Origin of the sequence: Methylocystis sp. H62 (assembly GCF_015709515.1) — a bacterium.
Lineage (GTDB): Bacteria > Pseudomonadota > Alphaproteobacteria > Rhizobiales > Beijerinckiaceae > Methylocystis.
The window spans coordinates 371049-392744 of record NZ_JADNQZ010000058.1 but is presented as its reverse complement, the minus strand read 5'-3'; the positions used below and the strand labels follow the sequence as shown (position 1 = coordinate 392744).

Sequence of the window (21696 nt, the reverse complement as noted above, 5' to 3'; positions counted from 1 at the left end):
CGCGTTTGCGCGCAGGCGCCGACCAAAGAAGCACGGTCTATGCTCGCGATCGCGCAAGCGACGAATTTGGCGCTCTTGCCGCGTCAGTTTAGAGCGCTGCGGCGGCCATTGCCAGAGCGCGCGCATAAGCCTCTGGGCTGAACGCGTCTTCGTACAGGCGGCGCGTGTCGCTTCGCTCCGGCTCTGCGGCTTCTCCGCTGACGGCGCGCGCCTGGGCTTCGCGCCATAAGGCTGCATATTGCCTGGCGTTTTCGGCGAGAGCCACATTTCCGAGTTTGGCGGGATCGACTTGCATGCCGCGAAACGCCAGCGGCGTCGCGACGAGAGGCGCGCCGCAAGATAGCGCCTCGACCGCCTTGATCGACAGGCCGTGGCCTTCAACGGTCGGGAGCAGCACGCAGCCGGCGTTGGCGTAGACCGCGCCGATGTCGTCGACGCGGCCCTTGAACAAGGCGCGATGCGACTCATAGAGCGCCGCGTCGCGTCTCTTCATGGCGCCGTCGATATTGCCGTAAATCGCGACGCGGGCGTCGCCCGCAAAGGGCATGACCTCCTGCAGGAACCAGCGGAGGCTCATGTAATTGGCGTAATTGTCGCTCGCCACGATGATGATGTCGCGGCCGCGCGCCAAGGGCGCCGACGCCACCGCCGGGTAAATGAGCGCATGTCGCAACTCCGGCAGGAGCTTTTGGAAATCGCGATGCTCCTCCTCATTGAGATGCGCGCAAAGATCGGCGCGGCGCATCCATGCGAGTTCGACCTCAAGCATGCCGCCGTAGGTCGCATAGGGCGGAATGAAGAATCCGCCCTTGTTGCGCAACACATATTGGCGCGCCTGAATGTCCTGCGTCTCCAGAACGACCGGAACTTTACGGCCGCGCATCAGCCGTTCCGCGAAGGGCAGCGTGAAGTAATGATTGGCGTGGATGAAGTCGATCGACTCGCTTTCGAATCCTTCGGGCAAGGGCGCGCGCTTCGCGAGTTCGATGAGCCACGACGCCTGATCGCCGTGGATCAGCCGCCACCAGCCATCGACAAGCAGTCGAGAGGCCAAGGCGGAGAACGGCGCGCCCGAATAAAATCGACGGTCGGCGCCGATGTCGCGCGACGCTTCAATATAGGCTGGCCAGCGCCCGCCGAGCGGCGGAGGGCGCGCGAGATCGTCCATCATCGCGACAGACACGACGCGCGCGCCAAGCGCCTTATAGGCGGCGATCTGACTGACGTTCACCTGATAACTGCCGCAACTGTGCCAGGCGGCATGAACAACGGCCACGGTTTTGCCGGCAAAAGGCCGCGCCTGCGCGCCTGCGGTCTGCGCCCCGCGCGCCGCGGATGACGAAATATGGCTCATCGTATCAGACATCGTGCTGCAACATGGTCGATCGTTCTCAAATAGCTTAGGAAAACCGCGCGCTCGGCCGCTCAGGCGCGCCGCATCGCTGCTGTTTCACATTGAGGCGTCCCGACCCGCATCTTTCCTCAATACCGAGCCGCCCCTTGCTTTTGCCCGACATTTTCAAATACATCCCCTATATGAGGCTTCGCGTTCCAAATCCAGTCTTATCGCCCGAAGGCGCCGCGGCGGCCAGCCCCGCGCCCACCCCAGCCCCTGCCAAGCGCTACGGCGTCGCCATCGTCGGCAACGACAAGATCATCGACTGGCTGCTGCCTTTTCTCGAAAGCTACCGAGACACCAATTCCGGGCTGCCGCTTTATCTCATTCCCTATGACGACAATGTCGTCATGACGCGCCGCGCGGCGGAAATTTACGGGGCGCATTACGTCGGCGAAGAGCCGACCGAAATCGACAAGCTCTCGCATGAACTTTACCCCGGCATCTTCAACACCAACCGCCGTCGGCTAAGAAAGCTGCAAGCGCTCGCGCTGCCGCTCGATGAAGTCGTCTATGTCGACGTGGACGTCATTCTGTTTCGCGACTTCACGCCGCTGTTCGGCCGTTTGGACAAAGGCAAGACGGAGTTCATCGTCGCCTCTCCGAGCTTCGAATATGTCTACAACGACCGGCGCGACCACTATCCGTTTTTGAAGGACGCGCTCCTTTTCAATGACGGCTTCTGGGTCACCTCGAACCAATATCTGAAGCTGTCCGATTTCATGGATACCGTCCGCGACGACGCCGTCATTTTCCATGACGTGCGCAAGCGCGGTCAGCTCTTCGCCCAGCCGCTCGTCAATTTCGTCACGCACCGCCGCGGCCTGAAAATCGAGCTTTTGCCGAACGTCATCGCGGGCGCCTCCCACGAAAGCTTCTACAAAGCGCCAGGCGTCGAATTTAAGAACGGCAAGCCCGTCGACTACGAAGGCAAGGAAATCTATTTCGCGCATTGGGCCGGCGCGACAGCGCTGCCGAAGAATGGCGTGTTCGATGAGGCGTGGACGCACTATTCGCAGGCCGCCTGGGCGAGGTTCAAGCAATGACGCGCGGCGGCGTTTCGCATCGTGCGCGCCTTTGCGCCGGCGCGCCGCTCCGCCGCTTAGGCGTCGCGATGCGGATTTTCTTTGCCGCTCGGCGCGACGCCGAGCGATAGCGCGGAGCCCCCCATGCCGCGCCTGCTGTTCCGCTATCTGTTCAAGCGCATCGGGTTGGGCGTGCTTATCGTGCAGTTCGCACTCTCCATTCCCGTCGTCTTGTCATATCTGCTTTACCAACTGCCGCCCGCTGCGGTGCGCGGCGGCCTTGTCATTCCCGCTTTGATCGGGGTGACGCCGACGGTGGCTTACGTGACTTTGCCGATGGCGGTGGGCGTCGCCACCGCGCTCGAGTTCGGCCGCATGGCGAGCGAAGGCATGATCGCCGTTCTCTACGCGCTGCGCCTTTCCGTCTGGGCCATCTGCCGCCCGGCGCTGGTCTTGGCGGCCGGCGTCGTCGTCCTCGGCTATCTGCTCGCCAATTTCGCGGCGCCCTACTATTCGAGCGGCATGCAGGACGTGCTCAATGTCGTGCGCAATTCGCTCAACCATCGCATGCTCGACGCGGCGCGTTTCTACACCTTCGACAATGGCGTGAAGACGCTCTACATCGAGCGTTGGGAGACGCCAGACCTTGCGGTCAATCTGTTCGTGCGTCAGCTTTCGATCGAAAAGATGCAGGAAGAGACGGTGACGGCGGCGCGCGCCGAATTTCGACGCAATGAATCCGGGGTCATCGTCGCGCTCTCCAATGGCAGCATCCAGACGCGCTCATTGACGACAGGCGACGTGCGCATCGCCAGTTTCGATGAATACGCCATGGCGTTGCCGATGCAGGGCAGCGCATCGCTGCCCGACCGGGGCTGGCGCGGCGTCTATGAATTGTCGGCCGGCGCCTTTCTCGCCAATTACGCCGCCGCGCGGCGCGATCCGCGCCAGCTTGGCGAGTGGACGGCGGAGGCGGCGAAGCGTTTCGGCGTGCCGGCGCTCGCGATCTCCCATACGCTCCTTGCGATGGCCCTCGTCCTGACATTCGGGAATATCACTGGGCGGCGCGGAGCGGCGGGCGGCCTCGCCACGATTGCGGTTCCAGCCGTGCACATCGGCTTTCTCGTCGCGCTTGAGTCGCTTCTGCGCATCAGCGGGTTGTTCGTCTTGCTGCTTGCCGCGCTCGCGCTCGCCGAAGTCGGCGTTTCGCTTTGGCTTCTTGCCCGGCTCAACCGCAGCCCCAAGCCCAAGCGCCTGTTCGACGCACGCGCTTCATCCGCGCGGGACGTCTACGCGACGCCGCTCGCCTGACCCTCTTCGGCGCGCATCGCCTTACGGTATTCCGCGACCACCTTCTGCGGATCGCCCATCTCGCGCACGACGCCGCCCTCGAGCCAGAGCACGCGATTGCACAGAGAGGCGAGAAAGTTGAGATCGTGCGACACCATCAAAATGGTGCCGGTTTTGGCAAATTCGGCGATGTATTTCTCGCACTTACGCTGAAAGATTTCATCGCCGACCGATAGCGCTTCATCGACGATCAGCACGTCGGCTTTGGCGTGGGCGCAGATCGCAAAAGCCACTCGCGCGATCATGCCCATCGAATAGGTGCGCATCGGCTGCTCAAAAAATGACCCGATGTCGGCGAAGGCGGCGATGTCGTCGATGCAGGCGTCGACCTCCTTGCGCGACAGCCCCAAGATCGCCGCGCCGATGCGGGCGTTTTCGCGCCCCGTCAGCAGCCCGTCGAAGCCCGAGCCGAGCGCCAAGATCGGCGCGATACGGCCGCTGACCCTGAAATCGCCTTTCGTTGGCTGGGTAATGCCGCACAGAATCTGCAGAAGCGTTGTCTTGCCGGCGCCATTGCGTCCCACGATGCCGACGCGCTCGCCTCTCTCGACCGTGAAATTGACGTCATGCAGGACCCATTTGTCCTTATAGAATTTCTTCCATAGGCCAAACAGGACCTGCTTGAGCTGGTCGTTCTGATGCGCATAGAGCTGGAAAGCCTTGCCGACGCCCGCGCAGCTGATAGAGGGCTCAGATGACATCGACGATGACCGATTTGTAGCGCATGAAGAACTGATAGCCGCCAAGGAACACGGCGTAGGAGACCGCGACAAGCGCGAGATAGCCGAAGACGTTTGGAAGCGTTCCATCAAGAGCAATGGAGCGCAGCATCTCGATGTAATCCCCGACGATGTTGAAGTGCAGCCAGAAGGCGGCCGATTTCGACATCGCGGCGATCTGGTCCAGGCGATAGAAGATCGGCGTCGCGAACATGAGCACCGGCACGATGGAGGCCATGATATGGGCGACGTCGCGCGTGAACGCCCCGAGCGCCATCAAAAACCACACGACGCCGATGATGAAGAGGAAAAAGGGCGCGATGAGAAACGGCGTCAGCAAGATCGTTAAGGGAATGCTTCCGGCTGTCAGCAATCGGAAGACGATGTAGACGGCAAAGCCCACGCCGCCGTAGGTGAACGCCCGGATCGTCGCCGTCCAGGCGATGGTTTCACTCGGGAAAATCGACTTCTTCACGAAGTTGACATGCTCGTGCAGAAGCATTGGCGCCCGATAGGCGAGTTCGCTAAACAGATTGAAGACAATAAGCCCGATGAAAATCGAGCTTGCGTAGTCGGTGACGCTCACGCCAGCGGAAAGCTGCGGCACCGTGATCGAGAACAGCGCCGTGTAGGTGAGCAGCATGAACAGCGGCGAGAGCACCGCCCAGAGCGGTCCGAGCGCCGAGCCTCGAAATCGGGAAATGAACTCGCGCCGCACGACGGCGCGGATAAGCTCCCGGTTGCGCCAAGCCCGTTCGAAGGGCGCGACATAGACGGGAGGGATCGAGGCGAGCAAGTGTCGGCGCGTCCTTAGGTTCAGACCATGATTTCGAAAAGCGCGAGCCGTCACTGGGACAAGATCATGCGCCGATCGAGCATTCTCGCGCCGGGCGCGGCGTCGCCCGCATAGACCAGTTCAGCCCGCCCCCTGTCAATGGCGACGCTCACCCTCACTGGAACAGCATGCATTATCGAGCTTATTGTCTTTGGAAGCGGCCATGGTGACGCGTCGTGCGACCATCGCTGGTCTGGGCGCGCTGGCGACGCAGCTAGTCCTGCCGAGCGCCGAAGCGGCGCAAGAGCCGCCCTATCGACTGGGCGAATGGACGGGCGACAGTTTCGCGCCGATGCACGCTATCCGCGACGGGCTTTGGCGCGCGCCGCTTTCGGCCCCCGAGCGGCGCGTCGACGTCGTCGTCATCGGCGGCGGAATAGCCGGCCTCGCCGTCGCGGCGCTGCTACGGGATCGCGACGTGCTCGTCCTTGAGCGCGAGTCCGATCCTGGCGGCGTCGCCAAATCGGGCCGCTGGCGCGATGTCGATTATGCGCTCGGATCAGCATATATCGTTGATATATCAAAACCTTTCATGGCGCTTTACGAGACGCTGGGCCTCGCGCCGCGCCCGGTCAGCGAACCGGTCGACAGAGCGCTGTCGGGGGTCGCCGGCGCGGGGGATCCAAGGGACGGGGAATGGCGCGGCGCCTATGAGCGGCTGAAGAAACTTCTGCGCCGCCTCGGCGAGAGTCCGGACTTTCCCAAGATACCAATCGCCGAGGCGTCGGCGCCCGCGCTTGCCCTGGACGGGCTGTCGCTCCTCGACTTCCTCCGGCGCGAGCATATCGACGCCGAACTCTTCGGCCTGCTCGACGCCTACTGCCTCTCGGCGCTCGGCGCGCCTACGGCCGAAATCTCCGCCTATGCGGGCGTCAATTTTCTTTCCGAGATCAACGCGCCGATCTACGCCTTCCCCGGAGGCAACGGCGCGATCGCCCGCGCTATGGCGGCGCGCCTGTCGCGCGCCGGCGAAGGACGCATCGTCACCGGCGCCGCGGTTTACGCGATCGAGCCGGCGGAAGGCGGCTACGCCCGCGTGGGCTGGTTCGACGCGCAACATCCTGGGGAGCCCCGCTGTCTCGAGGCGCGCTGGGCGGTCGTCGCCGCGCCTTACTTTTTCGCCGGCCGTATTCTGCGCGGGGTCGATCCTGCGGCGACGGCGCAAATGACCCGGTTGCGGCAGGGCAGCTATCTCGTCGCCAATTGCTGCTTCGAGGGGACGCCGCAAGAGCTGCCCTATGACAGCTGGGCGCTCGGCGCCCAGAACTTCAGCGACGCGATCAGCGCGACGGCGGTCCTGCCCCCCGCCGAGCGGCCCAAGGATCACAGCGTCCTGACCGTCTACGCGCCGTTCCGTGACCCTGGCGCGGGGCGGGCGCGCCTCCTCGCCGGCGACGGCGCCACCTTCGCCGCGCCGATCGTTGAAGAATTGCGGCGTTTCATGCCGGAGGCCTTCGGCAGGGCGCGGCTCGCGGAGGTGCGGCTGACGCGCTGGGGCCACCATCACCTCATCGCTGCGCCGGGGATCGTCGCGACAATGCGTGCGCTGCCGAAGCGCTTCGGCAATGTGCTGCTCGCCCATTCCGACGGACAGGGCATGCCGGCGGTCGAGAGCGCCATCGTCGAAGCGCTGAGCGCCGTCGAAACCATCAAGAGGGGCTGAAGCGCCCTACTCCACCGTCACGCTCTTGGCGAGATTTCGCGGCTGATCCACGTCTTTGCCCATGAATGTCGCAACGTGATAGGCGAGGAGCTGCGCGGGAACCGCGTAGACGATGACCGCAAACGGGCCCGCGACGCTTTCCGGCATTTCAATGAAACCGGCGAGCTCGGCCGCCGCCGCATCCCGCGCGTGCGGCGAGCCAATCAAGATTAAGTGACCGCCGCGCGCGGCGACCTCCTGCAGATTCGATACAGTCTTCTCGAGGCTCGCGTCGGGGGGCGCCAACACGATCACCGGCATGGCGTAGTCGATCAGCGCGATCGGCCCGTGCTTCAGTTCACCGGCCGCATAGCCCTCCGCGTGGATATAGGAAAGCTCCTTGAGCTTCAGCGCGCCTTCGAGCGCCAAAGGGAAAGCGGTTCCACGCCCGAGATAGAGCACGCTCGAAGCCCGCGCCACGTCGCGCGCCACGGGTTCGATCTGCGCCTCATGGGCGAGCGCCTGCGCCATCTGCCCTGGCGCGGCGACGAGTTCGGCGACCAGTTCGCGTTCGCGCTCCTTGCTCAGAACGCCGCGCGCGCGGCCCAGCGCCAATGCCAGACAAGCGAAAACCGCGAGCTGACAGGTGAAGGCCTTCGTCGAGGCGACCCCAATCTCCGGTCCCGCCAATGTCTGCGCCACCGTGTCGCTCTCGCGGGCGATCGTGGAGGTCTCGACATTGACGATCGAGAGAATGTGTTGGCCCTGCTCGCGGGCGTAGCGCAGCGCCGCGAGCGTGTCGGCGGTTTCACCCGACTGCGAGACCAGAATCGTCAATCCATTCTCGGGCAGCGGCGCCTCGCGGTAACGAAATTCCGACGCGATATCGATTTCGACCGAAAGACGGGCAAAGCGCTCAAGCCAGTAACGCGCCACGAGGCCGGCGTAATAGGCCGTGCCGCAGGCCGAAATGGTCACGCGCGACAGCGTCCGCGGATCGAATTTGAACTCGAACGGCAGGCGCACGACGCCCTCGGCGAGATCGAGATAATGTGCGAGCGTGCGGCCGACGACCTCCGGCTGCTCGTGGATCTCCTTGGCCATGAAATGGCGATAGTTGCCCTTATCGACCTGGAAGGAACCGGCCAGCAGCGGCTGGAAGCGCCTCTCGACGAGATTGTCATTGGCGTCATGGAAACGCGCGCCTTCGCGCGTCAGCGTCACCCAGTCGCCTTCGTCCAGATAGGCGATGGACGTCGCGAATGGCGCGAGCGCCAAGGCGTCGGAGCCGAGATAGACGCCTTCGTCGCTCCAACCCACGGCGAGCGGCGAACCGCGCCGCGCGCCGATCAGAAGATCGTTTTCGCCCTCGAAGAGGAAGGCCAGCGCAAAGGCGCCCTTGAGCCGCTTCAGCGCCGCCGCGACAGCTCTTTCCGGCGTCGCGCCGTTGCGCAGCTGGTCGGCGACGAGATGGACGACGGCCTCCGAGTCGGTCTCGCTCGAAAAGACATGGCCTTTCGCCGTCAGCTCGGCGCGCAGTTCGCGAAAGTTTTCTATGATCCCATTATGAACCACCGCGACGCGGTCGTTGGCGTGCGGATGGGCGTTGTTCTCGGTGGGGCGGCCATGGGTCGCCCAGCGCGTGTGGCCGATGCCGATGGCGCCTGAGAGCGGCGCGGCTGCGAGCTTCTCTTCGAGGTTCCTGAGCTTGCCGCTCGCCCGCACACGGGTGAGCCTGCCGTTCTCCAGAGTGGCGATCCCGGCCGAATCATAGCCCCGATATTCGAGACGCTTGAGCGATTCGACGATTTTCCCGGCGACCGGACCTGTTCCGATGATTCCCACAATGCCGCACATGACGACCTCCGAGAGCATAATAGCAAGAGAGCCGCCTGAGCGGATGGGCGCGGGAGCGAGACGGGATCAGGGACAGGGACGCGCTTACTTGTTCTCCTTGCGCGGATCTTCCTTGGGATCGGTATAGGCGATGCCCCATGGCCCGGTCGCGATCAACTCAACGAGCGTTTCCTCATCTGTCGTCCAGACAAAATGCGCATGACCCGCCGGCAAGGCGAAACTGGAGCCCGCATTCAGCACACCGCCTTTTTGCGCATCGAATTTTTCGCCCATGCCATTCCCTAATTTCCCACTCAGGATGGTGATGACCTCGGCGAAGGGATGCGAATGAGGTGGGATTTTATAGTTCGGCGGAAACTTCAGATAGGCGATAAACACGCCAGCTTTGCTTGGATCGCCGACGAGCAGAACGCTTTTGGCGCCTTTGGGAAGGATCGGCTCGTCTGTCCATCGAAGGCTGTCCTTCGTGAAGGTTTCCGCGGCGTCTACGGTCATGCGATCAATTTTTTGATCGGCCTGCGCGTATACAGAGCCTGCAATAGCGAGCAAAATCATGGCTGACGCAAGGATTCTCACGAGTTTCACCTTTCATGCGATCGGGCGTCCTTTGTCAGGCCGCGTGTTCGAACCTGCAAAGCCGGGCACGGATTAGTCTGACTCAACCCGAACCGTTATTTTCCTTTCGCCTTCTTCTCCGCCTGCGCCATACGAAACGAGACCGCCCACCCCGATTTTTCCATCTGCCGCCCGCGCGCCACGGCAAGCGCGTCGGGCGCAACGTCTTTGGTGATGACGGAGCCGGAGCCGACATAGGCGCCCTGCCCGATCGTCACCGGCGCGACAAGCGACGAGTTTGAGCCGATGAAGGCATTTTCGCCGATCGTCGTGCGATATTTGAGGAACCCGTCGTAATTGCAGGTAATGGTTCCTGCGCCGATATTGGCGTTGGCGCCGATGTCGGCGTCGCCGATGTAGGACAGGTGATTGACCTTGGCGCCTCGCGCGACATTGGCGTTCTTGATCTCGACGAAATTCCCCACCTTGGCTTTTTCGGCAAGAGCTGCGCCGGGCCGCAGGCGCGCGAAGGGACCGACGCTGGCGCGTTCGCCGACGCGCGCGCCTTCAAGATGCGAGAAGGCGTGGATCACGGCGCCGTCGGCGATTTCGACGCCGGGTCCGATGAAGACATGCGGCTCGATGACGACGTCGCGGCCGATCACGGCGTCGGCCGCAAGAAAAACGGTTTCCGGCGCGATCATCGTCGCGCCGCCCGCCATGGCGGCGCGGCGAAGACGCGCCTGCGCGACGGCCTCAGCCTGCGCGAGCTGCATACGGTCGTTGACGCCGAGAACTTCGGCTTCGTCGGCGATGACGACTCTCGTTTCGAGTCCGTCCGCGCGCGCGAGCTCCACCGCGTCGGTGAGATAGAATTCGCCTTTGGCGTTCTTGTTGTCGATCTTTTCGAGCAGGCGCAGCGCCTCTACCCCGTCGATCGCCATCAGACCGCCGTTGCAGAGCGTGACCGCGCGTTCTTCGTCACTTGCGTCTTTCTCCTCGCGGATGGCGACCAGGCGCCCCGCGGCGTCGCGCAGCAGCCGTCCGTAACCGAAGGGGTTGGACGCCTGAAAGCCCAGAACGGCGACGGCGGCGCCCTCGGCAAGGGCGGCGCGCAACGCGCCGATCGTCGGCGCTGTCAGGAGCGGCGTGTCGGCGAAGAGCACAAGGAGGTCGTCAGCTCCTTTAGCGATGGCTTGGCGCGCGGCGAGAACGGCGTGCGCCGTGCCGCGTCGTTCGCTCTGCACGAAGATTTCCGCCTCGGGGATAAAGCGGCGCGCCTCCGCGCCGACGTCATCGCGACCCGGCCCGACGATCACGGCGACGCTGCCGACGCCCGCCGACATGGCGCTCGAGAGCACATTGCCAAGCATCGAGCGCCCGGCGACCTCGTGCAGCGCCTTCGGCCGGTCGGATTTCATCCGCGTGCCTTCGCCGGCGGCAAGGACGATCGCGAGCGCGCTTCTTTCTGTCGGCATATGGCGCCCAAAGGCTAGACGTGGCGTAAGGAGCCGGCGTCGCGACGCCGCTCAGGCCGCGGTTCTGGCAGATTCGAGCGGCGGAGCGCAAGCCGCCGCGGCTTTCGCGCGCAGCCCTCAAAAACCGCCAAGAAAACCATTTTGTCTCCTTAGCTTTCTTGTATAGAGGGGCTGTCGCCAGCGCAGCGCCGCAAAATGGCTCAATCACACGTTCATGGACCGCGCGGATCGGCCTCCTTCGGTAGCTCATGTTTGAACGTCGAGATGTTTTGAAAGCGGGCTTGGGCGCAATCGCGGCGGGAATCGTTCCGCCGCCGTCAAGCGCGGGGACCGCCAGTCAAGCAGCCCCCCCGACGGTTCAAAAGCCTGCGCCATTCTCGCGCGACATGGTGGTCGAACTTGCCCGCGCGCTGGCCGCAAAGCCGTATACGCCGCCGCGAACCGACCTGCCCGAACCTTTCGCCAATCTCTCCTACGAACAATTCGTCGGGATCAAGACGAAGCCCGACGCGGCGATTTGGCGTCACGAGAACACGGGTTTCAGCATCGAGCCGCTTCACCGCGGCCATATTTTTGCGGCTGCTGTGGATATCTACGTCGTGGAGAACGGCGCCGCCGCGCGACTGCCTTATGAGGCGAGCCGCTTCGACTATGGGGCGCTCAATGTCCCGGAGACGCTTCCCGACCTCAGCTTTTCGGGCTTTCGGGTGCTTCACGCCCAAAATGGCGGCGCCGAGGCGGAGCTCGCCATATTCCAGGGGGCGAGCTTTTATCGGGCCGTCGCGCGCGGGCAGAATCTCGGCGTGACGGCGCGAGGGCTCTCCATTCGAACAGCCGATCCGCGCGGCGAGGAATTCCCCGCCTTCCGCAGCTTCTGGATCGAAAAGCCCGCGCTCAGCGACAACGCGCTCGTCATCCATGCTCTGCTCGATTCGCCAAGCGTCGCCGGCGTCTATCGCTTCACGCTGCGGCCGGGCGAGGCGACGCTTATCGACACCGAATTGACTCTCTATCCGCGCACGGCGGTCGATCATTTGGGAATCGCCGGTTTTGCCGGGGCTTCGCTGTTTACGCCGCTCGACCGTCCCAGGCTCGACGATTGGCGGCCGATGGTCGCCGACATCAACGGCATTCAGATGCTCAGCGGCCAAAGCGAATGGCTCTGGCGACCCGTGTCGAACCGCGAAAGTCTGCAGTTCTCCTCCTTTGTCGACGACAATCCGCAGGGCTTTGGCTCGCTGATCCGGCAGCGCGACATTGACGACTATGAGGACGACCAGCAGCACTGGGAACGCCGTCCCTCGCTGTGGGTCGAACCGCTCGGCGAATGGGGCGAAGGCGCCCTGCAGCTCGTCGAAATTCCCTCCGAATCCGAAATCAACGCCAATATCGTCGCCTATTGGCGGCCCAAGACCGCTCTCGTCGCCGGCAAGGAGACGTCCTTCGCCTATCGGCAGTTCTGGTGCTGGGAGCCGCCGACGCGGCCGCCGCTGGCGATCGCCATGCGCGCGCGCTCGGGCCGTGCGCCGGGCGGCAAGCTCCGCCGTTTTATTGTCGTCTTTTCCGGCGACGTGTTGGCGGACCCTCAACGCACAACGCAGCTGAAAGCGGCGTTGACGACCTCTCCGGGATTGGCGACGAATATTCGGACCTATTTGAATCCGTCGGCAAAGTCCTGCCGCGTCGCCTTCGACGTAGACCCTGCCGGCGAGAACTACTGCGAGCTTCGGCTCGTTTTGCAGTCCGACGAGCGACCGATCAGCGAGACCTGGCTTTATCGATGGACGTCGTGACCCTCGTTCCTTCAGACGATCCGCCGCGGGCAAGCGAATGGCGGACCGCCAGCTCCGATCCCGCCGCCGCCCCGCCGACTCCGCTCGAGAGCCGGCTGTCGATGCCGGCGCAAAACCTTTTTAAATTCGACAAACGGCAGCAGCGCAAAGCCGAAGCGCCTTGGCTGTGGCGCACGCCATGGCTTGCGAGGATTGTCACCTTTGGCGGCGGTCTGGCGCTGACGGCCTATGGCGCTCACGAGATGTATAAGGTCGTCGACGTCGGCGGGGTGACCACATTGAAGTGGGCACTGCTGGGGTTGTTCGTGCTGAACTTCTCCTGGATCGCGCTGTCCTTCACGAGCTGCGTCGTTGGCTTCGCTCTGCTGATGCGCCAGCGCCGGCGCCCGGCTCTGCCGACGGCGCTCGCCGAGACCACCGCCGTCGTCATGCCGATCTACAATGAGGCGCCGAGCCGCGTCTTCGCCGCCCTGCAGACGATCTATGAAGACGTGCAAGCGACCGGCCTTGGCGCGCATTTCGATTGGTTCTTCCTCTCAGACACCACCAATCCCGACATCTGGGTCGCCGAAGAGCGCGCCTTCATCGGCATTCGCCGCCGGCTGGGCCCACAGGCGCGAATCTTCTACCGACGGCGCGAAAAGAACACCGGACGCAAGGCGGGCAATATTGAAGATTTCGTCTCGCGCTGGGGCGGGGCCTATAAGCACATGGTCGTGCTCGACGCCGACAGCCTGATGAGCGGGCCGACTATCGTCCAGCTCGCCGCCGCCATGGAGGCCGACCCCGATAGCGGCATCATTCAGACCCTGCCGCTGATCATCAACCGGAACACGCTGTTCGCCCGCGTCCAGCAATTCGCCGCGCGCATCTATGGCCCCGTCATCGCGATGGGCCTAACGGCCTGGATGGGCCGCGACGGCAATTATTGGGGGCATAACGCGATCATCCGCACCGAAGCCTTCGCCCGATACTGCGGCCTGCCCGACCTGCGCGGCCGCCCGCCATGGGGCGGCCATATCCTGAGCCATGACTTTGTCGAAGCCGCGCTTATCCGCCGCGCCGGATATGCGGTCTACATGACGCCGACGCTCGGCGGCTCCTATGAGGAAAGCCCGCCTTCGCTGATCGATTTGTCGATTCGCGACCGCCGCTGGTGTCAGGGCAACCTGCAGCATGCGCGCGTGTTGAGCGGCAAAGGCTTCCACTGGGCGTCGCGGCAGCATTTTCTCACCGGCATCTTCGGCTATCTGACGTCGCCGCTCTGGCTGCTGCAACTTCTCATCGGCATCGTCATCGTCTTCCAGGCGAGTTATTTCCGACCGGAATATTTTACCGGCGAATTTGCGCTGTTTCCGACCTTCCCGCGGTTCGACGCCGAACGGTCGCTCGAACTCTTCGGACTGACGATGGGCATTCTGCTCGCCCCCAAGATGTTGGGCCTGATCGTCGCGATCTATGAGCCGGAAACGCGCAAAGGCTCCGGCGGCGTGATCATGCTGCTGATCTCGACCCTTTTCGAAGTTGTGCTGTCCGCCCTGCTGGCGCCGATCATGATGCTGATCCAGACCGGCCATGTGCTGCACATCGTTTTCGGCTTCGACACCGGCTGGGATCCGCAGCGCCGCGACGACGGCTCCGTGCCGTTTGCCGATATCGTCCGCCGCCACATATGGCACGTGGCGCTGGGCGTCTTAAGCCTCGTCGCAGGCTTCATGATTTCGCCCTCGCTCGTCGCCTGGATGTCGCCGACGATCGCCGGCCTCGTGCTCGCGATCGTTATTTCCTGGGCGACGAGTCAACGTTGGCTCGGCCTGATGTTTCGTCGCGCCGGCGTGCTGACGACTCCCGAAGAAACCACGACGCCGCCGATCGCCAAACGCGGCAAGGCGCTCTCAAAAGCGCTGGCGCGCGCCGGCGAAGATGACGTCAATGGTCTGCTGGCGCTCCACGCCGATCCCGAGTTGCGCGCGCTGCATGAAAGCTGGCTGCCGACGCGACGCCCGAGGCAGCGCGGGCAGATCAGCGCGGACCGCGCCTTGGCCGAAACCAAGATCGCCGACGCCGAGACGATCGAAGATGCCGTCAATTGGCTGAACCGCGGCGAGCGGCTGGTGGCGCTCTCCGACCGTGCGCTCATCGGCATGATCGCGCGTCTGCCGCGCCGCGCCGCGCTGGCGGCCGCTGCGCAGAGAACCCCGCGCGCCGCGGAGTGACTCGGCGCGTGGAGCAAAGGCTGGTGGGCCGGTGACGCATATTTACAAAATCGTTTCGCAGTCCGAGTGGCGTGCGGCGGAAGCGGCCGGCCTCTTTAGCGGCGCGGCGGTCGATCTCGCCGACGGCTTCATTCATTTTTCGGCCGCGGATCAGGTCGAGGAAACTGCGGCGAAATATTTCGCCGGCCAAACCGATCTGCTGCTCGTCGCGGTGAACGCCGCCGCGCTCGGCGACGCGCTCAGATGGGAGGCGTCGCGCGGCGGCGCGCTCTTCCCGCATCTCTATGCGCCGCTTTCGCTCGAGACGGTGGCGAACGTCGAGCCGCTGCTCCTCGGCGCAGACGGACGGCATGATTTTTCCAGCCTCCACAAATGACGGACGCCTTCGCGATCGCATCGCCGCTTTTGCGTCTGCTCGACGCTGAAACGGCGCACCATGCGACGATCGCCGCGCTGAAACTGCTGCCCTGTCGGCCGCCGCCGGCGAATGATCCGCGTCTCGCGATTCACGCCTTCGGTCTCGACTTTCCCAATCCGATCGGCCTTGCGGCCGGCTTCGACAAAAACGCCGAAGTCGCCGACGCGATGCTCGGTTTGGGGTTCGGCTTCGTCGAAGTCGGCACGCTCACGCCGCGCGCGCAGCCCGGCAATCCGCGGCCGCGCGCCTTTCGACTCGTCGAGGACCACGCGGTCATCAATCGCTATGGCTTCAACAATGAGGGTCATGCGTTGGCGCTGGCGCGCCTGTCGAAGCGCGCCCGGCGAGGAATCGTCGGCGTCAACATCGGGGCGAACAAGGACGCTGGCGATCGCGTCGCCGACTATGTCGCGGGCGTTTGCGCCTTCGCCGACGTCGCGAGCTATTTCACGATCAACGTCAGTTCGCCGAATACGCCCGGCCTGCGCGATCTGCAGGAGCCGGCGGCGCTTTCAGATTTGCTGGCGCGTGTCGCCGAGGCGCGCGACGCGGCGCCGGTTCGGCGGCCCCTGCTCCTCAAAATCGCGCCGGACCTCACGCTCGAACAGCTCGACGCCATCGTACGCGTCGCGCGCGATCAGCGCATCGACGGCATGATCGTGTCGAACACGACGATTTCGCGGCCCCTAACGCTGCACTCGCCTTTGGCGAAGGAGAGCGGCGGCCTCTCCGGCGCGCCGCTGTTCGACCTCTCGACGCGCATGCTCGCGCAAACATTTTTGCGCGTTGAAGGACAGTTTCCGCTGATCGGCGTCGGCGGCGTCGACAGCGCGCAAGCGGCGCTCGCCAAAATCGAAGCCGGGGCGACGCTGGTGCAGCTTTATTCGGGGCTCATCTATGAGGGGCCAGGGCTGGTCACGCGCATCAAGCGCGGATTGGTGGAAACGCTCGCGCGAGACAGAGAGGCGCTGGCCGCAAGGATCGGCAAAAGGGCGAAATCGTTTTAGCGCCGGATGAAACGCTCGACGGGGTTTCCCCTGCGATTCTCCATCGCTACTCGCCCTGAGAAGGATGCTGCGCACGCCGACCGCGCGCCGTCAGGCGCACGATTGAGCCGCCCGGACGCGGAAATACGAGCTGCAAACAATCTCCCGGTCCGTTGGTGATTTCCCACGGATGGGTCAGATAGGTGCTGATCGTTTTGCGCTCTCCAGGATTAAGACCGCCATAACTCTTGTCGCTTCCGGAGAAGTCTTTCCAATAGATGCCGCGATATTCGCCCGACTGATTGACGAAGGTGATCGTCGTCGCGACGTCGCTGTTTTGTGAACGCGCGCGCGGACAACCGGCGTGCGCCGAGGTTGCGGCTCCTACGGAGGCAACCGCAACAAGCGCGGCGCACAGCCGTAACGACCGAGTTGAAGCGTCTGTCACAGGGTTCCCCTTCACGAAGCGTGCATATTGAGGGCGCGCGCCGCCTATCATGACGTGCGGCCGATGCGGCGGCAACGCCGCTCAGCAGGAGGATCGCGGCTTCCATGCAACGGCGCGCGATGCTATCGAGCCCTCGATCAACGCAAGAGGAACGACGATGACCGAGCATATCTGGCTAGCGACGGGCGAAGCGACGGTTCTGGCCGCGGACGGACAATATACCGACGCCATGCCGGAAGTGATGATCGGCAACGTCAAGGGCCCGGTCGGGCACGCCTTCGCCAGCATGGCGGGCCAAGTCGCCGGCCATCCGCGCATGTTCGTCATCCGCGACCTCAACCAGCAGGTGCGGCCGGCGACGATGATGACCACCAAAATGACGGTCAAATCGGAAGATTACGTCGAGCTTCTCGGCGGCGTCGTGCAAGCGGCGACCGGCGACGCCATCGTCGACTGCGTCGCCGATGGGATTCTCCCCAAGGATCAGCTCAACGAGCTCTGCATGATCATCATGGTCTGGCTCGATCCGCGGTGCGCCACCCATGCGGAGCTCGACAAGAAAGATCTCTATCGCACCAATTACGAAGCGACGAAGCTCGCGATCTCTCGCGCCATGAAGGGCGAGCCGACGGCCGACGAACTCATCGCCAACCGCAAGAGCGTCCAGCACTACGCGCTTGAGGGCGTGTTCGAAGCTTGATCGTCGTCCTCGCGGACGCGCACGCCGATAATCATGCCGTCCTCGAACCAGCTCGACAAAGATTGCGCCAGCCGCTCTGGCGCAATCTCGCCAGCCTGCTGAAAGGCGGCCATCTGACAGATGTCCCCGAAGGCGTGCCCGGCGCGCGCTTCGGAAAGCGCGACATATTCGTCGGGCTCGAGCTGGCGGTAGGCGGATTCATCATCGACGCGCCATACGGCGGCATGTTCGATGTGTTCGCCCGCCGCGGGCTTATCGACTTTCGCCGGCGCCTCCTCGCTGATCGCCGCGCCGTAAGCCTCGATCGTGCCGGCGACGAGCTCGAGCAGCGTCAGGCTCGGATCGAATTCGAAGGCGAGCCGCGCCCAATCGTCGGGCGCAAATCCCGCCAGCGCCTGCACCGTCAACGGCGTTTCGTCGGCTGTGTCGAAGGCGTCGACCATGGCGCGCTCAAACAGCGCCATGGAGACGGCCGCAGCATCGTCGCGCCAGCGCGCGTTTTCGCGCATGAAGTCCGGCAGTCCGGTCGTAAACCAGCGCGCGTTCGGATCGCGCGACGGACATTGGTCGATGTAGTCGTCGACCAGCGCGTCAAACGCCTCGTCTCCGAGAATCGCGCGAAGCCCCGGGTGATCCTGCGAAACAAAGTCCGCCAGCCGTATGCGGTAGCCCGTCTGATAGACGTCCAGCAGCGTCTCCGGCGCGGCGCCGCGCGGCGACGGACGCAATTTTTTCAGGAGAGGCTCGTCCGCCTCTCCAGAGCCGGCCAGCACACGCTGCTGAAACAGAGACTGAAAATCTGCGAGCTTCATGCTGCGCTGAGCGCTCGCTCTTTTGAGATGCGGGCGTCGATATCGCGCATATTCTGGAGTTCGTCCAAAAGCTCCGCGAGCGGCGGATAGTTGTCATCGCGCTCGATCATGGCGGAGACGTCGCCGCAGCGCCGACGCGCGTGCTCGTAGAGCGCCCAGACTTCATCGCAGACCGGCTGATCGTGCGTGTCGACGCGATGAGTCTCATTATTGGTATGACCGGCCATGTGAAATTGCACGACGCGATCGGCCGGAACGCCATCGATGAAAGCGACCGGATCGAAGCCGTGGTTGAAGCTAGAAACGAAAACATTGTTGACGTCGAGCAGCAACAGGCAGTCGGCGCGCTCGGCCATTTCGCGAACGAACTCGTGTTCGCTCATCTCGGAATCGACAAAGGACACGTAGGTCGAGGCGTTTTCAACAACCAGCCGGCGCTTGAGAAAATCCTGCACCCGCTGAATGCGCTCGACAATATGCGCAAGCGACTCGCGCGTATAGGGAATGGGCAGCAGATCGTGGAGCGTCACGCCATGAACGCCTGTCCAGGCGACGTGATCTGAAACCCATGCCGGCTGAATGCGTTCAGCGAGCGCCTTCAACTGCCGCAAATAGTCGAAATTGAGCGGATCGGTTGAGGCGAGCGACATCGAGACGCCATGCATGACGACGGGATAATCGGCGCGTATCCGATCCAGCATCGCCAGCGGCCGCCCGCCGGCGAGCATGTAGTTTTCAGAAATGATTTCGAACCAGTCGATCGGCGGGCGCGACGACAGGATCTCTTCATAATAGATCGGCCGCAGGCCCAAGCCGTAGCCAAGCGGCGGGGGCTTTTCCATGACGTCTTCCCTCTCAGGCATCGCCGCTCATGCCGGAGCCGCATCGGCGTGGCGGGGACGGCTGTAGCCGCCGCCCCCGCACAAGGCGATTACTTGCTGTGGCAGCGGCTCTTCATGTTGCAGCGGCCCTTGTGATGGTGGCACTGCGCCTTGTGGTGGCATTTGGCCATGTGGCGGCAGCTTCCCTTGGCGCCGCAATGAGTCTTCGCGTGGGTCGACTTCGCGGAATGCGCGTAGGCGGGCGCAACCGATGCGCCGCTCAGAGCAAGGGCGACGGCGGCGGCGGCGAGAGCCGAACCTGAAATAATATTCGTCTTCATCTCTTTCTCCTCTTTATATCCCTATCGCAACGACGGGAAGTCGACGCCCTCGCCATCTGGACGGCGAGGGCGAAGTTCACTGGTCTTCGGCCAAGTCCCGGCGCCCCTGTCGATCGGCGAATTCGCCGCCGCTGACGTTCTGCGGCGCGCCGAAGCCTGGCAGTCGGCGCAGACTATGCGTGCGGCTGCGATTCCGCTAGGGAGAAATTCGCCAACAAATCAGCCTTTTTGAGTTATGATTATTATATTAAAACAGTATATTGTTAACTTATTGCAGTGCAATATCATGACTTTGGGCAGGCGGCGCCGACTGTTTTCTTTTTGGCGCGCTTGCGACGGCGGCGCGCCGCTGGTAGATAGGCCCCGCCTCGGTAACCAAGCCGGGGCATTCGCTTTGGTTTTCGACATCGGGCCGCGCCGGCAGTTCGCTTAGCGAACTTTTCGTCCAGCCTCGCGTTTTAGCCGCGGGGGACGTCCGATACCGAAAGCCGATCTGCAACGCTAACCCTTGCCGGCGCCGCCCTCTCTGGGCTCTCAGGAGAACATATGTCCGCCACGACCGATCGCGCGCCTACGCGCGAAGATTTCGCCGCTCTGCTTGATGAAAGCTATGGCCAGAACGAGGCCTTCGAAGGTTCCGTCATCAAGGGCCGCGTCGTCGCCATCGAAAAGGATGTCGCCGTCATCGACATTGGCCTCAAGACCGAGGGCCGCGTCGCCATCAAGGAATTCACCGGCTATGGCCGCGACCCCGCCCCGCAAGTAGGCGAAGAGGTCGAAGTCTACCTGGAGCGCGTCGAGAATGCGCTCGGCGAAGCCGTCATTTCGCGCGACAAGGCGCGCCGCGAAGAGAGCTGGGTCAAGCTCGAAAAGGCCTTCGAGACCAATGAAAAGGTCGAGGGCGTCATCTTCAATCAGGTCAAGGGCGGCTTCACCGTCGACCTCGACGGCGCCGTGGCCTTTCTGCCGCGCAGCCAGGTCGACATCCGACCGATCCGCGACGTCGGCCCGTTGATGAACGTGCCGCAGCCGTTCCACATCCTGAAGATGGACCGCCGGCGCGGCAATATCGTCGTCTCGCGTCGCACCGTGCTCGAAGAGAGCCGCGCCGAGCAGCGCCACGAGATCGTCGCCAACCTCGAAGAGGGACAGGTGATCGACGGCGTCGTGAAGAATATCACCGACTACGGCGCCTTCGTGGATCTCGGCGGCATCGACGGCCTGCTGCATGTCACCGACATCGCATGGCGGCGCGTCAATCATCCGTCCGAGGTGCTGACCATCGGTCAGACCGTCAAGGTGAAGATCATCAAGATCAATCACGAGACGCACCGCATCTCGCTCGGCATGAAGCAGCTCCTCGAGGATCCCTGGCAGGGCATCGAGGCGAAATATCCGATCAGCGCCAGATTCCACGGCCGCGTGACCAACATCACCGACTACGGCGCTTTCGTCGAACTGGAGCCTGGCATCGAAGGCCTCGTCCATGTCTCGGAAATGAGCTGGACGAAAAAGAACGTCCACCCCGGCAAGATCGTCTCGACGAGCCAGGAAGTCGACGTTCAGGTGCTCGAGGTCGATCCGGTCAAGCGCCGAATCTCGCTGGGCCTCAAGCAGTGCCTGCAGAATCCGTGGGAGGCCTTCGCCGAGAAGCATCCGATCGGCTCGACCGTCTCTGGCGAAGTGAAGAACAAGACCGAGTTCGGGCTCTTCATCGGGCTCGACGGCGACGTGGACGGCATGGTCCATCTGTCGGATCTCGACTGGAACCGTCCCGGCGAGCAGGTCATCGAGGAGTATAAAAAGGGCGACACGATCAACGCCCAGGTCCTCGACGTCGACGTGGAGAAGGAGCGCATCTCGCTGGGCGTCAAGCAGCTTGCGGGCGATCCGTTCGCTTCCGTCAGCGCCGAAGAAGGCGCCGAGCTCAGAAAGGGCCTCGTCATCACCTGCGAGGTGATCGAGGTGAAGGATTCCGGCATCGACGTAAAGATCACCGGCACCGATCTCTCCACCTTCATCAAGCGCAGCGAACTCGCTCGCGACCGCGCCGACCAGCGCCCCGAACGGTTCGCCGTCGGCGAGAAGGTCGACGCCCGCGTGACGCTGTTCGACCGCAAGGCCCGCAAGGTCTCCGTCTCGATCAAGGCGCTCGAAGTCGCTGAAGAGAAGGAGGCCATCGCGCAATATGGCTCGGCCGACTCCGGCGCTTCATTGGGCGACATCCTTGGCGCGGCGCTCAAAGCCCGCGAAGAGACGCCCAAGAAAGCCAAGAAGGACGACGAGGAGTAAGATCTCCTCGAC

At 63.5% G+C, this 21696-nt stretch carries 19 protein-coding genes; 9 read left to right on the top strand and 10 right to left on the bottom strand.

What is annotated here, in order from left to right:
• Positions 1-88: 88 nt before the first annotated feature.
• Positions 89-1354 carry a glycosyltransferase gene (locus tag IYY11_RS18540; protein WP_196405210.1) on the bottom strand — a complete coding sequence of 422 codons (1266 nt, stop codon included), beginning with the start codon at positions 1352-1354 and terminating at the stop codon, positions 89-91.
• Between the two features lie 182 nt (positions 1355-1536).
• On the opposite strand from IYY11_RS18540, the gene IYY11_RS18535 reads away from it, so the two are divergent.
• Both IYY11_RS18535 and IYY11_RS18530 read left to right on the top strand, forming a co-directional pair.
• Positions 1537-2442: a hypothetical protein gene (locus IYY11_RS18535; RefSeq protein WP_196405390.1), complete on the top strand. Its 906-nt coding sequence runs from the start codon at positions 1537-1539 to the stop codon at positions 2440-2442.
• A 123-nt stretch (positions 2443-2565) separates the two neighbouring features.
• Positions 2566-3732 (top strand): LptF/LptG family permease, encoded by a 1167-nt coding sequence (locus IYY11_RS18530; protein ID WP_196405209.1) that lies wholly within the window; start codon positions 2566-2568, stop codon positions 3730-3732.
• On the opposite strand, the gene IYY11_RS18525 is transcribed toward IYY11_RS18530, so the two are convergent.
• The gene (locus tag IYY11_RS18525) at positions 3711-4472 is read right to left on the bottom strand and encodes an ABC transporter ATP-binding protein (protein ID WP_196405208.1); all 762 of its coding nucleotides are present in this window, start codon (positions 4470-4472) and stop codon (positions 3711-3713) included. The genes IYY11_RS18530 and IYY11_RS18525 overlap by 22 nt on opposite strands.
• Positions 4462-5286 (bottom strand): ABC transporter permease, encoded by an 825-nt coding sequence (locus tag IYY11_RS18520; RefSeq protein WP_196405207.1) that lies wholly within the window; start codon positions 5284-5286, stop codon positions 4462-4464. Before IYY11_RS18520 ends, IYY11_RS18525 begins: the two co-directional genes overlap by 11 nt.
• Positions 5287-5488: 202 nt before the next feature.
• Between IYY11_RS18520 and IYY11_RS18515 the strand changes: the two genes are divergently transcribed.
• Positions 5489-6988, top strand: coding sequence for an FAD-dependent oxidoreductase (locus IYY11_RS18515; RefSeq protein ID WP_196405206.1), 1500 nt, complete (start codon positions 5489-5491; stop codon positions 6986-6988).
• 6 nt (positions 6989-6994) lie between these two features.
• On the opposite strand, the gene glmS is transcribed toward IYY11_RS18515, so the two are convergent.
• The 3 genes from glmS to glmU form a co-directional block, all read right to left on the bottom strand.
• Positions 6995-8824, bottom strand: a complete 1830-nt coding sequence (gene glmS, locus IYY11_RS18510; RefSeq protein ID WP_196405205.1) for a glutamine--fructose-6-phosphate transaminase (isomerizing) — start codon at positions 8822-8824, stop codon at positions 6995-6997.
• Between the two features lie 84 nt (positions 8825-8908).
• Positions 8909-9319 carry a cupin domain-containing protein gene (locus tag IYY11_RS18505; RefSeq protein ID WP_246720080.1) on the bottom strand — a complete coding sequence of 137 codons (411 nt, stop codon included), beginning with the start codon at positions 9317-9319 and terminating at the stop codon, positions 8909-8911.
• A gap of 176 nt (positions 9320-9495) precedes the next feature.
• The gene (gene glmU / locus IYY11_RS18500; RefSeq protein ID WP_196405203.1) at positions 9496-10857 is read right to left on the bottom strand and encodes a bifunctional UDP-N-acetylglucosamine diphosphorylase/glucosamine-1-phosphate N-acetyltransferase GlmU; all 1362 of its coding nucleotides are present in this window, start codon (positions 10855-10857) and stop codon (positions 9496-9498) included.
• Between the two features lie 248 nt (positions 10858-11105).
• Here glmU and IYY11_RS18495 point away from each other — a divergent pair, with 248 nt between their 5' ends.
• The 4 genes from IYY11_RS18495 to IYY11_RS18480 are packed head-to-tail and all read left to right on the top strand — an operon-like array spanning position 11106 to position 16291.
• Positions 11106-12650: a glucan biosynthesis protein gene (locus IYY11_RS18495; RefSeq protein ID WP_196405202.1), complete on the top strand. Its 1545-nt coding sequence runs from the start codon at positions 11106-11108 to the stop codon at positions 12648-12650.
• On the top strand, positions 12638-14866 hold the full coding sequence (mdoH, locus tag IYY11_RS18490) for a glucans biosynthesis glucosyltransferase MdoH (protein ID WP_196405201.1): 2229 nt from the start codon (positions 12638-12640) through the stop codon (positions 14864-14866). The genes IYY11_RS18495 and mdoH overlap by 13 nt, the downstream gene beginning before the upstream one ends.
• Before the next feature lie 31 nt (positions 14867-14897).
• Entirely contained in the window at positions 14898-15242 is a 345-nt protein-coding gene (locus IYY11_RS18485) for a DUF952 domain-containing protein (RefSeq protein ID WP_196405200.1), read from the top strand.
• Positions 15239-16291 carry a quinone-dependent dihydroorotate dehydrogenase gene (locus IYY11_RS18480; RefSeq protein ID WP_196405199.1) on the top strand — a complete coding sequence of 351 codons (1053 nt, stop codon included), beginning with the start codon at positions 15239-15241 and terminating at the stop codon, positions 16289-16291. The genes IYY11_RS18485 and IYY11_RS18480 overlap by 4 nt, the downstream gene beginning before the upstream one ends.
• Before the next feature lie 46 nt (positions 16292-16337).
• On the opposite strand, the gene IYY11_RS18475 is transcribed toward IYY11_RS18480, so the two are convergent.
• The gene (locus tag IYY11_RS18475; RefSeq protein ID WP_196405198.1) at positions 16338-16718 is read right to left on the bottom strand and encodes a hypothetical protein; all 381 of its coding nucleotides are present in this window, start codon (positions 16716-16718) and stop codon (positions 16338-16340) included.
• A gap of 157 nt (positions 16719-16875) precedes the next feature.
• On the opposite strand from IYY11_RS18475, the gene fae reads away from it, so the two are divergent.
• Positions 16876-17418: a formaldehyde-activating enzyme gene (fae, locus tag IYY11_RS18470; protein WP_196405197.1), complete on the top strand. Its 543-nt coding sequence runs from the start codon at positions 16876-16878 to the stop codon at positions 17416-17418.
• On the opposite strand, the gene IYY11_RS18465 is transcribed toward fae, so the two are convergent.
• From IYY11_RS18465 to IYY11_RS18455, 3 genes are all read right to left on the bottom strand, one after another.
• Positions 17388-18230, bottom strand: a complete 843-nt coding sequence (locus IYY11_RS18465; RefSeq protein ID WP_196405196.1) for a DNA-binding domain-containing protein — start codon at positions 18228-18230, stop codon at positions 17388-17390. The two genes, fae and IYY11_RS18465, sit on opposite strands and share 31 nt — an antisense overlap.
• Entirely contained in the window at positions 18227-19072 is an 846-nt protein-coding gene (locus IYY11_RS18460; protein WP_196405195.1) for a DUF692 domain-containing protein, read from the bottom strand. Before IYY11_RS18460 ends, IYY11_RS18465 begins: the two co-directional genes overlap by 4 nt.
• An 89-nt stretch (positions 19073-19161) precedes the next feature.
• Positions 19162-19392, bottom strand: a complete 231-nt coding sequence (locus IYY11_RS18455; protein WP_196405194.1) for a hypothetical protein — start codon at positions 19390-19392, stop codon at positions 19162-19164.
• Between the two features lie 546 nt (positions 19393-19938).
• Here IYY11_RS18455 and rpsA point away from each other — a divergent pair.
• Positions 19939-21684: a 30S ribosomal protein S1 gene (rpsA, locus tag IYY11_RS18450; protein WP_196405193.1), complete on the top strand. Its 1746-nt coding sequence runs from the start codon at positions 19939-19941 to the stop codon at positions 21682-21684.
• The last annotated feature ends 12 nt before the right edge of the window (positions 21685-21696 follow it).